The organism is Flavobacterium phycosphaerae, assembly GCF_010119235.1.
GTDB lineage: Bacteria > Bacteroidota > Bacteroidia > Flavobacteriales > Flavobacteriaceae > Flavobacterium > Flavobacterium phycosphaerae.
In genome coordinates this window covers 319,828-338,207 of record NZ_JAAATZ010000001.1, presented here as the reverse complement: position 1 = coordinate 338,207, position 18,380 = coordinate 319,828, and the positions used below count along the sequence as shown (strand labels likewise).

13 protein-coding genes and 1 pseudogene are annotated in these 18,380 nt (G+C 37.5%); 12 read left to right on the top strand and 2 right to left on the bottom strand.

Features of this window, described 5'->3' with window-relative positions; translation table 11 throughout:
* Nucleotides 1-14 precede the first annotated feature (14 nt).
* The 4 genes from GUU89_RS01480 (at nt 15) to ctlX (ending at nt 6,652) form a co-directional block, all read left to right on the top strand.
* Nucleotides 15-3,257, top strand: a complete 3,243-nt coding sequence (locus GUU89_RS01480; protein ID WP_162126277.1) for a T9SS type A sorting domain-containing protein — start codon at nt 15-17, stop codon at nt 3,255-3,257.
* Between the two features lie 178 nt (nt 3,258-3,435).
* Nucleotides 3,436-4,719: a citrate synthase gene (locus tag GUU89_RS01475; protein WP_162126276.1), complete on the top strand. Its 1,284-nt coding sequence runs from the start codon at nt 3,436-3,438 to the stop codon at nt 4,717-4,719.
* 81 nt (nt 4,720-4,800) lie between these two features.
* Nucleotides 4,801-5,715 carry a dimethylarginine dimethylaminohydrolase family protein gene (locus tag GUU89_RS01470; protein ID WP_162126275.1) on the top strand — a complete coding sequence of 305 codons (915 nt, stop codon included), beginning with the start codon at nt 4,801-4,803 and terminating at the stop codon, nt 5,713-5,715.
* A gap of 1 nt (nt 5,716) precedes the next feature.
* Complete coding sequence (gene ctlX, locus GUU89_RS01465) at nt 5,717-6,652, top strand: citrulline utilization hydrolase CtlX (protein ID WP_162126274.1); 936 nt, start codon at nt 5,717-5,719, stop codon at nt 6,650-6,652.
* Nucleotides 6,653-6,863: 211 nt separating this feature from the next.
* Here ctlX and GUU89_RS01460 read toward each other — a convergent pair.
* Nucleotides 6,864-7,486: pseudogene (locus GUU89_RS01460) on the bottom strand (MarC family NAAT transporter).
* 113 nt (nt 7,487-7,599) lie between these two features.
* On the opposite strand from GUU89_RS01460, the gene GUU89_RS01455 reads away from it, so the two are divergent.
* Nucleotides 7,600-7,965, top strand: a complete 366-nt coding sequence (locus GUU89_RS01455; RefSeq protein ID WP_162126273.1) for a CoA-binding protein — start codon at nt 7,600-7,602, stop codon at nt 7,963-7,965.
* Here GUU89_RS01455 and GUU89_RS01450 read toward each other — a convergent pair.
* Complete coding sequence (locus GUU89_RS01450; RefSeq protein WP_162126272.1) at nt 7,962-9,458, bottom strand: sodium:solute symporter; 1,497 nt, start codon at nt 9,456-9,458, stop codon at nt 7,962-7,964. The genes GUU89_RS01455 and GUU89_RS01450 overlap by 4 nt on opposite strands.
* Nucleotides 9,459-9,613: 155 nt before the next feature.
* Here GUU89_RS01450 and recR point away from each other — a divergent pair, with 155 nt between their 5' ends.
* The 7 genes from recR (at nt 9,614) to rfbB (ending at nt 18,380) form a co-directional block, all read left to right on the top strand.
* Complete coding sequence (gene recR / locus GUU89_RS01445) at nt 9,614-10,234, top strand: recombination mediator RecR (protein ID WP_162126271.1); 621 nt, start codon at nt 9,614-9,616, stop codon at nt 10,232-10,234.
* Between the two features lie 76 nt (nt 10,235-10,310).
* Entirely contained in the window at nt 10,311-11,099 is a 789-nt protein-coding gene (locus GUU89_RS01440) for a polysaccharide biosynthesis/export family protein (protein WP_162126270.1), read from the top strand.
* An 11-nt stretch (nt 11,100-11,110) separates the two neighbouring features.
* Entirely contained in the window at nt 11,111-13,579 is a 2,469-nt protein-coding gene (locus GUU89_RS01435; RefSeq protein WP_162126269.1) for a polysaccharide biosynthesis tyrosine autokinase, read from the top strand.
* Entirely contained in the window at nt 13,579-14,559 is a 981-nt protein-coding gene (locus GUU89_RS01430; RefSeq protein WP_162126268.1) for an SDR family oxidoreductase, read from the top strand. The genes GUU89_RS01435 and GUU89_RS01430 overlap by 1 nt, the downstream gene beginning before the upstream one ends.
* 8 nt (nt 14,560-14,567) lie before the next feature.
* A complete protein-coding gene (locus tag GUU89_RS01425) occupies nt 14,568-15,962 on the top strand; it encodes a UDP-glucose 6-dehydrogenase (protein ID WP_162126267.1) in 1,395 nt (464 codons plus the stop codon).
* Between the two features lie 43 nt (nt 15,963-16,005).
* Nucleotides 16,006-17,283 (top strand): nucleotide sugar dehydrogenase, encoded by a 1,278-nt coding sequence (locus GUU89_RS01420; protein WP_162126266.1) that lies wholly within the window; start codon nt 16,006-16,008, stop codon nt 17,281-17,283.
* Nucleotides 17,284-17,330: 47 nt separating this feature from the next.
* Nucleotides 17,331-18,380, top strand: coding sequence for a dTDP-glucose 4,6-dehydratase (rfbB, locus tag GUU89_RS01415; RefSeq protein ID WP_162126265.1), 1,050 nt, complete (start codon nt 17,331-17,333; stop codon nt 18,378-18,380).

Sequence of the window (18,380 nt, the reverse complement as noted above, 5' to 3'; positions counted from 1 at the left end):
GAATACAATAGATTATGAAAAAGCTATACTTTTTACTACTGCTCATGGCAAATTTTGCTTTTGCTCAGCCGCCAATCGCAAGTCCATCACCTTATCAACTTTGTGATTTAGGTAATGACGGAGTTGAAACATTTGACGTCTCTTCCAAAATCGACGAGATTTTAAATGGGTTAGATTACAATTTATATACCGTCAATTTCTATGCGGATGCGCCACATACGCTTCCTTTTGTTACCCCTACAACAGGCTCGACAACGGTGTATGTTAGAGTTGTTGAAAATGCAAACCCTTCTAATTTTAGTGATACTACCTTAGATTTGGTGGTTTTGCCATTGCCAATCGCCAGTTTTTTAACACCGAGTGTATACACTTGTAGTGGAGACAATATCACAATGGACGTTCAGGCATCCGGTGGTGTAGGGCCATACCATGTTATGTACGCCGTTGATGGCAGTCCGATTCAAACGATTGCAACCGGGGCCGGGGATCAAGCCACCATTCTATTTCCCGATTTAGCCGTTGGAGTACATACTGTGATTTTGACTTTAGCTACCTCTGATGCTACGGGTTGTTATCAATCGTTGTCGGAAACAGCTACTATTACGGTATTTCAGCAACCAACAGCCGGTTTGCCTGTGAATTTTTATGTTGAGGATACCCCGTATGACGGTGTAGCTGCTTTTGATTTCACTCCTAATAGTGCAATAATAGCCAACGGTCAGTCAAATGTTTCGGTATTGTTTTATGAAACACTAATAGATGCCTACACTGGCGCTAATCCGATAATCAATCCACCTTATTTTAATATTGTAAGTCCTACACAGGTTATTTATGCCAGAGTTCAAAACGATTTAACCGGTTGTTTTACAGTTACTAATTTTACCATCAATGTAGTCGACCCAAATGCTGTTGTGAATATTCCGGATGCTAATTTTAAAGCTAAGTTAATTGGTACCAATTGTGCTGATTTTGACAATGACGGGAATTTTGACGGTGATGCCGATACCAATAACGATGGACAGCTACAGTTTTCAGAAGCTATGGCGGTCTACCGTCTTAGTGTAACCAATCCGTTTCTTCCTTCCCCTGATGCAATTGCTGATTTAACCGGTATAGAAGCCTTTACTAATTTAGTTGATTTGAATTGCAGTTTAAATGCTTTGACCACGTTCAATTTCACGCTGCCTTCTTTGCGAACCTTGACTATAGCCAACAATGAACTGACTGCATTAGACCTGACCGGGTTTCCTAATTTGTTACATCTGGATTGTCCTCAGAATAACATAGTCTCGTTGAATTTGAGTGCAACGCCTAATCTTATGTCTTTGGGTTGTGATTACAATGACTTGACCGTACTTTCCCTTAACGGCTTATCGAACTTAACCGGCTTATCAGCTCGCTATAATAATATCACCCTGTTAGATTTATCACAAGCAACAAGCTTAACCTCGCTTCAGGTGGATGGCAATTCCTTTCCTTTGGATGTAACTACTTTAGTCAATCTTCAGTCATTAGGTTGTTCCTACATGGGCTTGACCGATATTGATTTGACCAATAACGTGAATTTAACGGTACTGTCTATGAACGGAAATAATTTCACTGATTTAACCTTACCGAGTTTACCGGTATTAAGTACTTTATTCTGTGGTGAAAGCACAACTATGACCAGTTTGAATTTGAATGCGCTTCCTAGTTTGTTGACTTTTCAGATCATCAACAATCCTAATATGACTGAATTGTTTTTAAAGAATGGGATGACTGCTTTTGGTAATTTCAGTTTGGCCGAAAACTTCAACCTGCAATTTGTATGTGTAGACGATTTTAATGTGAACGGTATAAGTATTCATTTGGCTTTGGCCGGTATTACAGGAGTTAACGTTTGTTCTTATTGCTCATTCACGCCGGGAGGCGATTACAATACCATTAAAGGTCATGTTACTTTTGATGCCGATAACAATGGTTGTGACTTGAGTGATATACCACAGCCTAATATCAGAGTTGATCTTACTGATGGGATAAACACGGGAGCGAGTTTTAATAACACCGCCGGGAATTACGCTTTCTATACTCAGGCCGGTTCGTTTACCTTGAGCCCATCGGTAGAAAACCCAACTTGGTTTACCATATCGCCGGCTTCAGATACGGTGTTTTTTGCCGATAATGAAAACAATACCGTGACCAAAGATTTTTGTATTACGGCCAACGGTTCCCATCAGGATTTAGAAATAGTTCTTGCGCCGTTAACAACAGCACGTCCGGGTTTTGACGCTACTTATCAGTTAACCTACAGAAACAAAGGGAATACTATTTTGCCAGCTGCAACAGCCGGTTTAGTTCTAAGCTATGATATTGACAAGATTACCTATTTGTCTTCAAGTCAACCCGTAACCGCCAGCGGAACGAATTCTATTAATTTTGATTACCCTATGTTACTGCCTTTTGCTTCCGGAAGTATAGATATTATGTTTCACGTAAATGCGCCAACGGATACACCGTCAGTCAATATTGGTGATGTGTTGCATTTTATGGCTGGAATCGGACCCAATAACAATGATGAAAATGTAGATGATAATTCATTTCAATTCAACCAAACAGTGGTAGGCTCGTTTGACCCTAATGACATTACTTGTCTGGAAGGCGATGTAGTGGCACCAACCGAAATAGGGAAGTACTTGCATTACATCGTTAACTTTGAAAATACAGGAACGTATCAAGCCGAAAATATAGTAATAAGAGATGAAATTGATGCTACAAAATATGACTTGAGTTCATTACAAGTGTTAAGCAGCTCTGCTTCGGTTACCACTAAAATGACTAACAATATAGCCGAATTTATTTTCCAAAACATCAATTTAGATTCAGGTGGACACGGTAATATCTTGCTGAAAATTAAATCTAAAACTACGTTGACTCAAGGCGATCAGGTAAGCAAAAAGGCCAATATTTATTTTGATTACAATTTCCCGGTGGAAACTAATAATGCCGATACGGTATTCCAAACCTTAAGCAATCCTGATTTCCCGATGGATGGATCGATAACCCTTTATCCAAATCCGACCAAGGACCATATCAACATCAGCAGTCAATTCACCATCAAATCAATTCAGTTGTATGATATTCAGGGAAGATTGCTGCAAACTCAATTGATGAATGAAGCTAAAGGGGTATTCGATTTAACCTCACAAGCTAAAGGAGTGTATTTTGTAAAAATAACTTCGGATAAAGGCAGTAAAGTAGAAAAAGTAGTTAGAGAATAAAATTTAAGTAATTGTGGTAAAGGCGTACTTCGGTGCGCCTTTTTTTTGACCTATACCAACCTTGCAAAAATTATCACAAATTTAACGAAAACGTTGCCGTAATTCTTTTTTATTTCATTTCGAATTCCCTAATTTTGTTGAATTGTTAAACAATCAGATTTAATTCCCTATTTATATCATGTCTAAAACAGCAATATTAGAATTTGATGGCACTAAATATGAGTTTCCGGTAATTGTAGGAAGTGAGAATGAAGCCGCTATCGATATCGAAAAACTACGCGCTTTAACCGGTGCGATTACTCTGGATCCGGGGTATAAAAACTCAGGTTCTTGTGAAAGCGAAATCACTTTTCTTGATGGAGAAGAGGGAATTCTTCGCTACCGTGGCTATGCCATCGAGGACTTAGCCGAAAAAGCAGGTTTTCTGGAAGTTTCTTATTTAGTGATTTTTGGAGAATTGCCAACCAAAGCTCAATTGGAACAGTTTGAAAATGATATCCGCAAATACACTTTGGTTAATGAAGAAATGAAAAACATCATTGATGGTTTTCCTAAAACAGCTCATCCGATGGGCGTTTTGTCTTCGCTTACCAGTGCGTTAACCGCATTCAACCCAAAAGTGGTTAATGTAGAAAACGAAAAAGAAATGTATGAAGCCGTATGCAAAACCATGGGTAAATTCTTGGTGATTGCTACTTGGACGTACAGAAAAATGATGGGCTATCCTTTAAATTATTATGATAATACTATTGGGTATGTTGACAATTTTATGCAGTTGATGTTTAAATTGCCAACCGGACCTTACCAAGCCAATCCTGTTGTGGTTGATGCTTTAGATAAATTATTTATCCTTCATGCCGATCACGAACAAAACTGTTCGACGTCAACGGTGAGAATTGTAGGTTCGTCACACGCCGGATTATTTGCTTCTATTTCTGCCGGAGTTTCGGCACTATGGGGGCCATTGCATGGTGGTGCCAATCAAGCAGTATTAGAAATGTTGGAAGCGATTCAAAAAGATGGTGGCGATTCAGCAAAATATATGGCTAAAGCCAAAGATAAAGACGATCCGTTCCGTTTGATGGGCTTCGGACACCGAGTGTATAAAAACTTCGATCCAAGAGCGAGAATTATCAAGAAAGCGGCTGATGAGGTTTTGAAAAATCTTGGTGTTGATGATCCAATTTTAAGAATTGCAAAAGAATTAGAAGAAGCGGCATTAGTAGACGACTATTTCGTATCAAGAAAATTATATCCTAATGTTGATTTCTATTCAGGAATCATCTACCGCGCCTTAGGGATACCAACAGATATGTTTACCGTAATGTTTGCCATAGGCCGTTTGCCGGGTTGGATTGCTCAATGGAAAGAAATGCGTATCAACAAAGAGCCAATCGGAAGACCAAGACAGGTTTATACCGGATATCCTTTGAGAGAATTCAAAGCCATGGATAAAAGATAAGTGATTCTTTAAATACTTATAAACAAAGCTTCTCCTAACCGGGAAGCTTTTTTATATTTGCCTAAAGCCAAAAGCTACTATATGTTACCATTAAATGTAAAAAACGAAACTTCAAGATTAAGAGCGGTAGTGCTCGGTTCGGCTGTAAACAACGGTCCAACCCCAACGGCAGCAGAAGCCTATGATCCAAAATCCTTAGAACATATCCTGGCCGGAACGTATCCGACAGAAGCCGATATGATTAACGAAATGGAAGCTTTTAATCAAGTGTTTCAAAAATATGACGTGAAAGTGTTCCGTCCTGAAATGATTGCCAACTACAATCAAATTTTTGCCCGTGATATCGGATTCGTGATTGATGATATGTTCATCAAAGCCAATATTCTTCCCGACAGAGAAAGAGAGTTGGATGCCATTCAATATGTAATCGATCAAATCGACCCGACCAAGGTGGTGCGCCCTCCTGATGAAGTGCATATCGAAGGCGGTGATGTCATGCTTTGGAACGACTATATTTTTATCGGAACGTACAAAGGTTCCGATTACAAAGATTACATTACGGCCCGAACCAATATGGAAGGGGTCAATTATATCAAAGCATTATTTCCACATAAAAAAGTGAAAGAATTTGATTTGGTAAAATCAAAATTAGAAGCTCGTGATAACGCTTTGCACTTAGATTGTTGTTTTCAGCCGGTAGGTAAAAACAAAGGAATCATCTACAAAAGCGGCTTCCGTGAAGAATCGGATTATGTATTTTTGGTAAAGCTTTTTGGTAAAGAAAACCTTTTCCACATTACCCGTGACGAAATGTACAATATGAATTCCAATGTGTTTTCTATAGATGATAACGTTGTCGTTTCTGAAAAGAATTTTACAAGATTAAATACCTGGCTTCGCGATAACGGCTTTATCGTTGAAGAAATTCCATACGCCGAAATTGCGAAACAAGAAGGGCTATTACGCTGTTCGACCTTACCTTTAATAAGAGACTAAAATGAAACAAACTACCAATGCCATATTGATGATTCGCCCGGTGGCGTTTCGAATGAACGAACAAACTGCCGTAAACAATTACTATCAAAAAGTACTTGACGGACTTTCGCCGGAAACAGTTAATGCCAAAGCTCAGGCCGAGTTTGATGCTTTTGTAAACAAACTACGAAAAGTAGGCGTGAATGTAGTAGTGGTAGAAGATACTTTGGAACCCAATACTCCGGATAGTATTTTTCCAAATAATTGGATTTCATTTCATGAAAATGGCGATGTAGTATTGTATCCGATGTTTGCCGAAAACCGTCGTGCCGAGAGAAGAGAAGATATCTTAGATATTTTAGAAGATGACGGATTCGAAATCAACGAAATCATGGATTATACGTTGGCTGAAGAAGACAATGTTTTTCTTGAAGGTACCGGAAGCTTGCTTTTAGACCGTGAAAATGGGAAAGCCTATTGCGCCTTGTCACCAAGAGCTGACGAAGAGTTGATGATTGAGTTTTGTGAGGATTTCGAATTTACACCGGTGATTTTTGAGGCCTTCCAGACTGTAAAAGGAGAAAGAAAATTAATATACCATACTAATGTAATGATGTGTCTTGGCGATACGTTTGCCGTAATTTGTGCCGACTGTATTGACGACAAGAAAGAACGCAAAATGGTGTTAGACAGCCTTCGCGGTGATGATAAAGAAGTCATTTTAATTACAGAAGACCAAGTCAACAACTTTGCCGGCAACATGCTCGAAGTAAAAGGGAAGAACGACGAACGATTCTTGGTAATGAGTGAATCCGCGTATAAAAGTTTAACCAAAAAGCAAATCGCTCAATTGGAAGCTCATGTGGAAATCATCCATTCAAGTTTAGATACTATCGAAGCTTGTGGCGGAGGAAGTGCCCGTTGTATGATGGCCGAAATCTTTTTACCGAAAAATTAACCGTTAGGTATTTATAATACAAATCCCGGATGCTGACTTTAGTATTTGGGATTTTTTTTTGGAAATCGGTTCCCTTTTCTTCGATATTGGTTCTGGCTTTGTTCGGGTTTTGTTCGTAGCTGTGCTACCCCAGTAATCCCAAAAAATAACTTTTACCGAAGAAAGATAGAGCAAAACTCAAAGAAAAGGATACTGAAGCTAGTAGTACCGTTTAAATTCCTCTGATAATGGCTAAAACCGAACTGATAATGTATTGAATTCCGATTGAAATGGTTAGGAAACCAACAATCCTCGAAATAGCTACAATTCCGGAAGCACCCAGAAATTTGGCCAAGTAATGAGCACTGTGCAAAATGACATAAATCAGCACGCTGACTACCAAAATGGCCAAACAAGAAAACAGAATTTCATTGGTCGTATTGTGTTCTTGATAAAAGGCAATCAATAAAGAAATAGAGCCCGGTCCGGCAAGCATGGGCATTGCTAATGGTGTCAAAGCAATAGCATTGCGACCCTGAATATCTTCTTCTACTTTTTATTAATACCTCTGTTTTTACTGAATTTACCATTCAAAAGCGAAAACCCTGAACTGGCAATGATAATCCCACCGGCAATTCGGAGTGCGGTTATAGTGATTCCGAAAAAGGACAAAACATATTGTCCGACAAAAAACGAAATCATCAGTATGATAAAAACATTAATGGAGGTCCAAAGCGATACTTTGGCTCGTTCTTTTTTGGTGTAATCTTGTGTTAACCCAACAAAAATAGGCACTGTGCCGATAGGGTTCAGGACGGAGAATAGCGCGGCAAACAGAAAAATAAAAAGCTCCATAGTTTTTTTGGCAAAGATAAATCCTGACTTCCGTTTTAAATATTAAATAGACGTTAAATAAACCTACCGAATTATAAAGTTACTATTATCTTTGGAACATAGAAATGAAAATCATGAAAAATAAGAAAACGCTTGTACTGGGTGCAACCACAAAACCGGAACGTTATGCTTTTTTAGCTATTACCAAACTGGTTGAAAAAGGACACACTGTATTGGCCATCGGACAAAATACCGGAGAGGTAGCCGGAGTAAAAATTTATACTAAAAATATCCCGCTTAAGAATATAGATACTGTGACTTTATATCTAAATCCGTTACGTCAACGCGATTATTATAATTACATTATTGAAACCAAACCAAAGCGCGTCATTTTCAATCCGGGAACTGAAAATCCTGAGTTTTACCAATTGCTTCAGGGTAACGGAATTAAAGTAGAAGTAGCTTGCACACTGGTTATGTTGGCTACCAATCAGTACTAATATCGGGTGTTTTCTGTTGCTGGTTTACTGATGAGTAGCAAGCCGATAAAAGTTATCAAACCGTTTACAATTATCAATTCGTTGTCAAAAGTATAATCGCCAAAAAGTTCTGCGGAATACTTGCTGATAAAAAAACAAATCGCCGGCGAAATCAAGCAAATAAAAGGAACGAACTTGTCGTGCACTGTTTTCGATTTCATAAACAAACCGAAGGCGTAAAGTCCTAACAGCGGTCCGTAAGTATAGGACGCAATCTTAAAGATCATCTTCACGACTGAGGCATCATTCACGGCATTGAAGATTATAATGACCAAAAACATCAAAAACGAAAAACCAATGTGCACCATGTGGCGCGTTCTAACAATATTGGGTTTATTTTGATTTTCAGTTTTATCCATTCCTAAAAAATCGACGCAAAATGAAGTGGTCAAAGCCGTCAAAGCTGAATCAGTCGTGGCAAAAGTGGCGGCTGTCAATCCTAATAAAAACACCACAGCCGGAACGATTGACAGGTTGTTGAATGCAATTTCAGGAAACAATAAATCGGTTCTGGCCACCCCATCTACCATTGGAACGGCTATGCCATTTTTTTCGGCAAACATATACAGCAACGCTCCAACGCTCAGAAAGAAAATATTAATCAGTACAAATATTCCGGTAAAGGTGAACATGTTTTTTTGGGCTTCGCCTATGTTTTTGCAGCTTAGGTTTTTTTGCATTAAGTCTTGGTCAAGTCCAACCATGGCAATCGTTACAAAGATTCCTCCCAGTATTTGTTTCCAAAAATAATTGCCTTTCAGATAATCTTCGAAGAAGAAAATTTTAGAATAATTACTTTTTTTCACTGCTTCAAAAGCTTGAAAAGCTCCAAAATTCAAGCTGTCACAAATAAAATAAATCGTTAGAAATACCGAAGAAACCAAGAAGAAAGTCTGCAAGGTGTCGGTAATAATAATGGTTTTCAAACCGCCACGATAGGTATAAGCAAAGATTAATCCGAGGGAAATTAAAACCGTTAAAGCAAACGGAATTTGAAAAGCATCAAACACATACCGTTGCAAAACAATCACTACCAAATACAAGCGAAAAGCGGAGCCAATGGTTCGACTAATCAGGAAAATAGTAGCAGCAGTTTTATAACTGATCACGCCCAGGCGTTGCTCGATATAACCATAAATCGAAGTCAGATTCATGCGATAGTAAAGGGGCAGTAAAACTTTGGCAATGATTAAAAAACCAATGGCATTCCCCAATACAAACTGAAAATATTTGAACTGCAAATCGGGGTTGCCCACTTCACCCGGCACGGAAATAAAAGTCACGCCCGACAGCGCAGTTCCTATCATTCCGAAGGCCACCAAATACCATTTAGAGTTTTTATTGGCTTTGAAAAAGGTGTCATTATCAGCACTTTTTTTGCTAACCAAATTGGAAATCAGGATTAGTAAACCAAAATAAATAACGATGATAATAAGAATGGTGGTTGGTGACATAAGACATGTTTTATTGGAAGCCAAAATAGTGAAAATTGTTAATTTGTTTCTTTGGTCATTCGGTTATTTGTAAAGAATGATTGTTGATAACCGATTAAAATCTAAGTAGTCTGAAATTCTATAAATCCAACCATCTATTTTGCTACTTTTGCTTCATGGAATTTTCTTCAAAATTACTCGAGAGAGCAGTGAATGAAATGGCACAATTGCCCGGAATCGGTAAGCGAACGGCTTTGCGGTTGGTATTGCATTTGTTGAAACAACCTTCGGAGCGAACTCAATTTTTATCACAGGCATTAACCACAATGCGCGAAGAGATAAAATTTTGTAAAAACTGTCACAACATTTCCGATGTGGAGGTTTGTGAAATTTGCCAAAACCCTAAGAGAAATCACCGCATTATTTGCGTAGTCGAAGATGTTCGCGATGTGATGGCTATTGAAAACACCAATCAGTTCAAAGGTATTTATCATGTTTTGGGCGGCAAGATTTCGCCCATTGATGGTATTGGACCCAGTCAGTTGAATATTAATTCATTGGTAGAAAAAGTAAAACTAGGTGAAATTGAAGAATTGATTTTTGCGCTAAGCTCTACGATGGAGGGTGATACAACCAATTTTTATATCTTCAAGCAAATCAAAGAGTATACGGTGAAAACATCTACTATAGCTCGCGGAATTGCCGTTGGTGATGAGTTGGAATATGCCGATGAGGTGACTTTGGGCAGAAGCATTTTGAACCGCGTTCCTTTTGAAAATTCGTTAAAAAACATATAACAAAATAATCATTCACTACATTTTTGTAATTAGAATTGAAAAACTATCTTTGTTTGCTAATTTTTTTAAAAAAATAATGGACAAACCCAGATTATATTTATTTGTTTTACTCAGTATTTTAACGGTTTCTTGTGTGCCTACCAAAGATCTGATTTATTTACAAAACGATAAAGATGCTTCCGCCGTTTCGGTAACACCTTCCAACAATAAACCTTATCGCTTGCAGACTAATGATATCTTGAATATTAATATTAAAGCGATTGATCCTAAATTAGTTGATATTTTTAATTCAAACGGCTCTCAAAATACAGCTGGTATAACAGAACAGAGTAGCTATTATAATGGTTATACCGTTGATGATCATGGTAATATCAGATTGCCGATAATAGGAGAACTTAACGTTTTAGGTTTTACGGTTGAAGAAATCAGAGTCAAACTGGAAACGCTTTTGTCCGATAAATATTTTAAACCGGAAGCCGGCATATTTGTGATTGTAAAATTAGCAGGTTTCAGATACACCATAAACGGAGAGGTAGTCAGTACCGGTACAAAAACACTCTATCAGGATAAAGTAAATATCATGGAAGCTATTGCTAATGCCGGTGATATTTCTATTACAGGTGACCGTAAAGATGTAAAAGTAATTAGAAGATATCCTCAAGGAAGTGAAACGTTTAGTATCGATTTGACTAAAAGTAATGCTGTAAATTCACCTTGTTTTTATTTGCAACCCAACGATTATATTTATGTTAAACCCTTGCGACAAAAAACATGGGGTACAGGTAAAACCGGGATAGAATCTTTATCAACCCTGGTTACCTTATTGTCATTGGCGACAACTACTTACTTATTACTTAAAAATTAACACTCATTGTCATGCTCGACATAAAAGATTTTTCTTTTTTTGATACCAAAACCAGTTTTGATTTTAAAGGATTTTTGATTAAAACCACCAGTTATTGGAAATGGTTTCTGGTAGGGTTAATTATCGCCTTTTCGATAGCACATCAAGTGAATGTCAGAAAGCAAAAAATATACGGTATTGAAACCACCATAGCAGTCAAAGAAGAGAATAATCCGTTTTTCACAGCCAATACCAGCTTGGTTTTCAACTGGGGCGGGACATCCGATAAAGTTCAGATGATAGCTACCACACTAAAATCAAGATCGCACAACGAGTTGGTGGTTGATAAATTACAATTTTATATCGATTACTTTAAGCAGACCAAATATTTTTTGCAGGATGTGTATGGGCAGGTTCCATTCAAAATCACATTGGATAAAGAACAGGATCAATTGCTGTCTCAATTTATTACAGTAAAAATGATTTCAAGTGATACTTATCAAATCACTATTCCGTTTCAAGCCAGTAGCCAAAGTGTTGTCAAGTACTCCGACAATTCGATTAAACCCATTACTGTTCCGGCCAAAGAATTCATCAGAAGATACAAAGTAGGACAAGTCGTAAGCTTGCCGTTTTTGCATTGGCGACTTGACTTAGATGAAAAGGCTGATTTAAAATTAAATGATGATATATTGGTGCGCCTTAATGCTTTTGATGAAACCGTTGGAAGGTATCAGGGAGTAAGAGTAGTTACTGATGAAAAAGCGGGCGCTATCCTAAAATTAGGAATGGAGGGTACCAACAAAAACCGAATGGTTGACTATCTCAACGCTACAGTTAAGATGTTGATAGACAGACAACTTGAAAATAAAAATAAATTTGCTGAAAACACCATTAACTTCATCGACGAAAGATTGGTTGATATGGAGGAGCAATTAAAAAATTCAGGTAACGATTTAAAAGATTTCAGCAGAAACAACAGCATCTTAGATGTTGAAGATAAAGGCGCCAATTTTAAAAGTCAGTTATTAGAGCTAGACGCCAGAAAAGATGAAGTAGAAAGAAAAATTGCCTACCTCAATCAACTTAAAGAGTATTTAAAAAACAGTGTTGATTTTTCAAAATTACCGGCACCAACGGTAGCTGGGATTTCAGAACCGAATATAGTTACCAATGTTTCCAAGTTGATAGAACTTTCGATTCAAAGATCAGAGTTGATTTATTCGGCCAAAGGCCAAATTTTTTATGAGCGATTAGACAATGAAATTGTATCCGTTAAAAGAGTTTTGCTTGAAAATGCCAGCTCTTTGAGAAGCATGCTACAATACGATTTGAATTCGGTAAACAGTAAGCTGAATGAAGTAGAATCCGAAATTAAAAAGATGCCCGAAACCAATCAGGCGTATTTAAATATTTCCAGAAAATATGATTTAAGCAATAATATTTACAATACCTTTTTACAAAAAAGAAGTGAAGCAGCTATTGTAAAAGCAGCCAACCTTTCCGATATACAGTTTATTGATCCGGCCAAAGATGTCGGCGGTATGTTATTAGGACCTAAAACCAGCGTGAATTATGTATTGGCGTTTTTCATCGGTCTTTTGGTTCCGCTTGTATTGGTGTTTTTGATTTTCTTTATCAACAATACGATTCAAAATATAGTCGATATCTCCAATCTGACACAACTTCCGTTATTAGGAATTATTGGAATTAAATACTCCGATTCTAATCTGTCCGTTTTTGAAAGACCAAAGTCGGCCCTGTCTGAATCTTTCAGAGCTATTCGTTCGTCGTTACAGTTCTTGTATAAAAAACAAAGCGTTGAAGGGTCAAAAACATTAATGCTTACCTCTTCCGTCAGCGGCGAAGGGAAAACTTTCTGTTCTATCAATATTGCCACCGTATTTGCCTTGAGCGAAAAGAAAACCATCATCTTGGGACTCGATTTAAGAAAACCAAAGATTTTTGATGACTTTAATATTCAAAATGATATTGGTGCAGTTAACTATTTGATTGGGCAAAAGACATTAGAAGATGTGATACAACATACGCACATTCCGTATCTTGATGTAATTACTTCAGGGCCTATTCCGCCAAATCCTTCAGAGTTAATTCTGGGCGATAGCATGAAAGAAATGATGGCAGAGCTTAAGAAAAATTATGACTATATCATATTGGATACTCCTCCGGTAGGATTGGTTTCTGACGCCTTAGAGTTGGCTCAATTTTGTGACGTTACTTTGTATATTGTTCGCCAGAATTTCACCAAAAAAGAAATGTTGACCTTGTTAAACAACCGAACGAAAAGAGGCGAGTTAAACAACATCAGCATCATTTTCAATGGTTATGAAAACAAAGCAAAATACGGAGTAGGGTATGGTTACGGTTATGGTTATGGCTACAGCTATGGCTATGGCTATGGCAGCGGATACCATGAAGATGAAGAGCCAACCGGATTTTTTGCAAAATTGTATCACCGACTTTTCAAAAGAAAAAAATAATGACAAACAATAATACATCCATACTCATTACGGGTGGAGCTGGTTTTATTGGTTCTAATCTCTGTGACTATTTTTTAGCCAAAGCCTACAAAGTGACCTGTCTGGATAATTTTGCTACAGGGCATCGTCATAATATTGAAGCCTTTTTTTCAAACCCTAACTTTACTTTACTGGAAGGTGACATTCGGGATCCGCAAACTTGTGCCAAAGCAGTTAAAAATATAGACTATGTACTACATCAGGCAGCCTTGGGTTCGGTGCCGCGTTCTATACAAGATCCGTTTACAACCAATGAAGTAAACATTACAGGATTCATGAACATGTTGATTGCCTCCCGTGATGCCGGTGTAAAACGATTCATTTATGCTGCCAGTTCATCAACTTACGGGGATTCGGAAAATTTACCAAAAGTAGAAGACATCATAGGAAAACCACTTTCGCCCTATGCCATTACTAAATATGTAAACGAATTATACGCCGAGATATTCAGTAAAACCTATGGGATGGAAACTATCGGGTTGCGCTATTTTAACGTTTTTGGAAGACGTCAAGATCCTAACGGAGCATATGCTGCCGTGATTCCTAAATTTGTTATGCAGTTAATGCAACACGAAAGTCCGGTGATCAATGGCGATGGCAATTATTCAAGAGACTTCACTTATATTGATAATGTGATTCAAATGAATGAATTGGCTATGATTTCAGACAATCCGGCAGCAGTTAATACGGTTTATAATACCGCTTTTGGCGACAGAACCACACTGAATGAAATGGTAAGTTATTTAAAGACCTATCTTTCCGAATTTGATTCAGAAATTGCCGAAATACCCGTGATACATGGGCCAAATAGAGCTGGAGATATTCCACATTCGTTGGCTAGCATAGAAAAAGCAAAAAAATTACTTAATTATAATCCCAAATTCCCATTTCAAGATGGTTTGAAAGAAGCGGTAAAATGGTATTGGGAAAATTTGAAATAAAGAATAAAATGAAGATTACAAACATTTGTTGTATCGGTGCCGGTTATGTTGGAGGACCAACGATGGCAGTTATAGCTGAAAAATGCCCTCATATTAAAGTCACGGTGGTTGATTTAAATGAAAAAAGAATCGCGGCTTGGAATGATAAAGACATTAATAATATCCCTATTTATGAACCGGGTTTAAATGAAATTGTAGCTTCAGCTCGAGGTAGAAACTTGTTTTTTTCTACTGATGTTGATAAAGCTATTGATGAAGCTCAATTAATCTTCATCTCCGTTAACACACCAACAAAAACTTACGGTACCGGAAAAGGAATGGCGGCTGATTTAAAACACATAGAATTATGTGCGCGTCAAATCGCCAGAGTGGCCAAAAATGATAAAATCATTGTTGAAAAATCAACTTTGCCCGTTAGAACAGCTGAAGCCATAAAAAGCATTTTAGACAATACCGGAAACAGAGTGCAATTTCAAATTTTATCCAACCCTGAATTTTTAGCCGAAGGTACCGCTGTAGCTGATTTATTAAATCCGGACCGAGTACTTATTGGTGGCGAAACCAATCAGGAAGGTCAAAAAGCCATTGAGGCTTTGGTAGAAGTATATTCTAATTGGGTGCCTAAAGACCGCATTTTAAAAACCAATGTTTGGTCTTCTGAATTATCAAAACTAACTGCCAATGCTTTTTTAGCACAAAGAGTTTCTTCTATCAATGCTATTTCTGAATTGTGTGAAAAAACAGAAGCTAATGTAAATGAAGTAGCCAAAGCTATAGGAATGGACAGCCGTATCGGTTCTAAATTTTTAAAAGCTTCAGTTGGATTTGGCGGTTCTTGTTTCCAAAAAGATATCTTGAATTTGGTATACATCTCCAAAGCTTTCGGTTTAAATGAAGTTGCTAATTATTGGGAACAGGTTATCATTATGAATGATCACCAAAAAAAGCGTTTCTCTCAAAATATTGTCCAAACTCTTTACAATACAGTTTCCGGAAAAAAAATTACCTTTTTAGGATGGGCTTTCAAAAAAGATACCAATGATACTCGCGAATCAGCCGCTATATATGTGGCAGATGATTTGATAAACGAACAAGCTTCCATTGCTTTATATGACCCAAAAGTTTCTCATCAACAGGTGTTGTCTGATTTGGATTACCTTGACACAAGAAAATCTGCTGATAACGAAAAATATATAAAAACGTTCAACAACGCTTACGTAGCTAGCCAAAATGCACATGCCATAGCTATTTTGACAGAATGGGATGAGTTTAAAGAATACGATTGGCAAAAAATTTATGACAATATGCTGAAACCGGCTTTTATATTCGACGGTAGAAACTTATTAGACGCCAATAAAATGAGAGAAATCGGGTTTGTTTACCAATCAATTGGTTCTAAATAAACTATATTAGCAAAATTAAATTTTAGATTTTTCTAAAAAATATATGGATTCAAAAATTGCAATAATAGGACTGGGATATGTTGGTTTACCACTGGCACGCTTGTTTGCTACCCAATATTCAGTCATTGGATTTGATATCAACCAAAACAGAATAGCAGAATTAAATTCAGGCAAAGATGCCACCCTCGAAATTGATGAGCAAACCTTAAAAGCGGTTTTAGTAAATATACCATCAACTACCAAAGGACTTTTTTGCAGCTATAATTTAGACGATATAAAAGACTGTAATTACTACATAGTAACTGTTCCGACACCGGTAGATAAAAATAACCGTCCCGATTTGACACCACTGTATAAATCAAGCGAAACGGTTGGAAAGGTGTTGAAAAAAGGCGATATCGTAATCTATGAATCTACTGTTTATCCCGGAGTTACCGAGGAAGAATGTATTCCGGTTTTAGAAAAAATAAGCGGATTGAAATTCAATGTAGATTTTTTTGCAGGCTACTCGCCGGAACGAATCAATCCGGGAGATAAAGAACATACCGTCGAAAAAATACTAAAAGTCACTTCCGGATCAACGCCGGAAATCGGACAGAAAGTGAATAATTTATACAAATCGGTTATCACAGCCGGAACCCATTTAGCACCAAGCATCAAAGTTGCCGAAGCGGCCAAAGTAATCGAAAATTCTCAGCGTGATATCAATATCGCTTTTGTAAATGAATTGGCTAAAATTTTCAATTTATTAGAAATTGATACGCATGCCGTTTTAGAAGCAGCCGGAACCAAATGGAATTTTCTTCCCTTTAAACCGGGCTTGGTTGGTGGACATTGTATAGGAGTTGATCCGTACTATCTGGCGCAAAAAGCTCAGGAAAAAGGATATCATCCCGAAATTATTTTAGCCGGAAGACGATTAAATGACAGCATGGGCGAATATGTGGCTTCACAAGTGGTCAAGCTGATGATTAAAAAAGGGATTGCCATTAACGGAGCCAAATTATTGATGTTGGGCTTTACGTTCAAAGAAAATTGTCCCGATGTTCGCAATACCAAAATTGTAGATGTAGTAACAGCTTTGACCGATTACGGTATGGAAGTTACCATTTTTGATCCTTGGGCCAAACCGGAAGAAGTATGGCACGAGTACAACCTTAAAACCACTAATCAATTGCCTAATGATACGTATGACGCATTGGTATTAGGGGTGTCCCATAAAGAATTTGAAACGCTCGATTTTTCAAAGTTGAAAAAAGCCAACAGCGTCTTATTTGATGTAAAAGGAGTTTTAAAAGAAAAAGCAGACGGAAAATTATAATATGAAACCGCAAGGTTCACGAACACTAAAAAAACAATAATAAAATCGTGGGTAAAAAGATATTAATTACAGGAGGTGCCGGATTCATTGGTTCACATGTTGTCAGACGTTTTGTGACTAAGTACCCGTCGTATCATATTTTTAATCTTGATGCACTGACTTATGCCGGAAACCTTGAAAATATTGCCGATATTGAAGATTCGGCTAATTATACTTTTGTAAAAGGCGATATCACGGATGCTGATTTTATCAATGACTTATTTCAAAAATATCAGTTTGAAGGCGTATTGCACTTAGCTGCTGAATCGCATGTTGATCGTTCCATTACTGATCCGTTGGCATTTGTAAAAACCAATGTTATAGGAACAATGAATCTGCTCAATGCCGCTAAAACCATTTGGAAAGATAATTTTGAAGGAAAACGATTCTATCATATATCAACCGATGAGGTTTACGGAAGTTTAGGCGCAACAGGATTATTTACCGAAACCACTCCTTACGACCCGAATTCCCCGTACTCTGCCTCAAAAGCCAGTTCGGATCATTTTGTGCGTGCCTATGGAGAAACTTATGGTTTACCTTATGTAATTACCAATTGTTCCAATAATTACGGGCCAAATCACTTTCCGGAGAAATTGATTCCGCTTTTCATTAATAATATTATCAATAACAAACCTTTGCCGGTTTATGGCGATGGAAAATATACTCGCGATTGGCTTTTTGTAGAGGATCACGCAGTAGCGATTGATTTAGTTTTTCATGAAGGTAAAAATCATGAAACCTACAATATTGGTGGCTTCAATGAATGGCAAAATATTGACTTAGTTAAATTGCTTTGCCAACAAATGGATAAGAAATTAGGCCGTTCCGAAGGAGAATCAGCCCAATTGATTACCTATGTGAAAGACCGTCCGGGACATGATTTGCGTTACGCCATCGATGCTTCAAAAATAAATAAAGAACTGGGATGGAAACCTTCCGTAACTTTTGAACAAGGATTGGAAAAAACTATAGACTGGTATTTAGCCAATGAAGTTTGGTTGAAAAATGTGACTTCGGGCGAGTACCAAAACTATTACGACAAACAATATCATTAA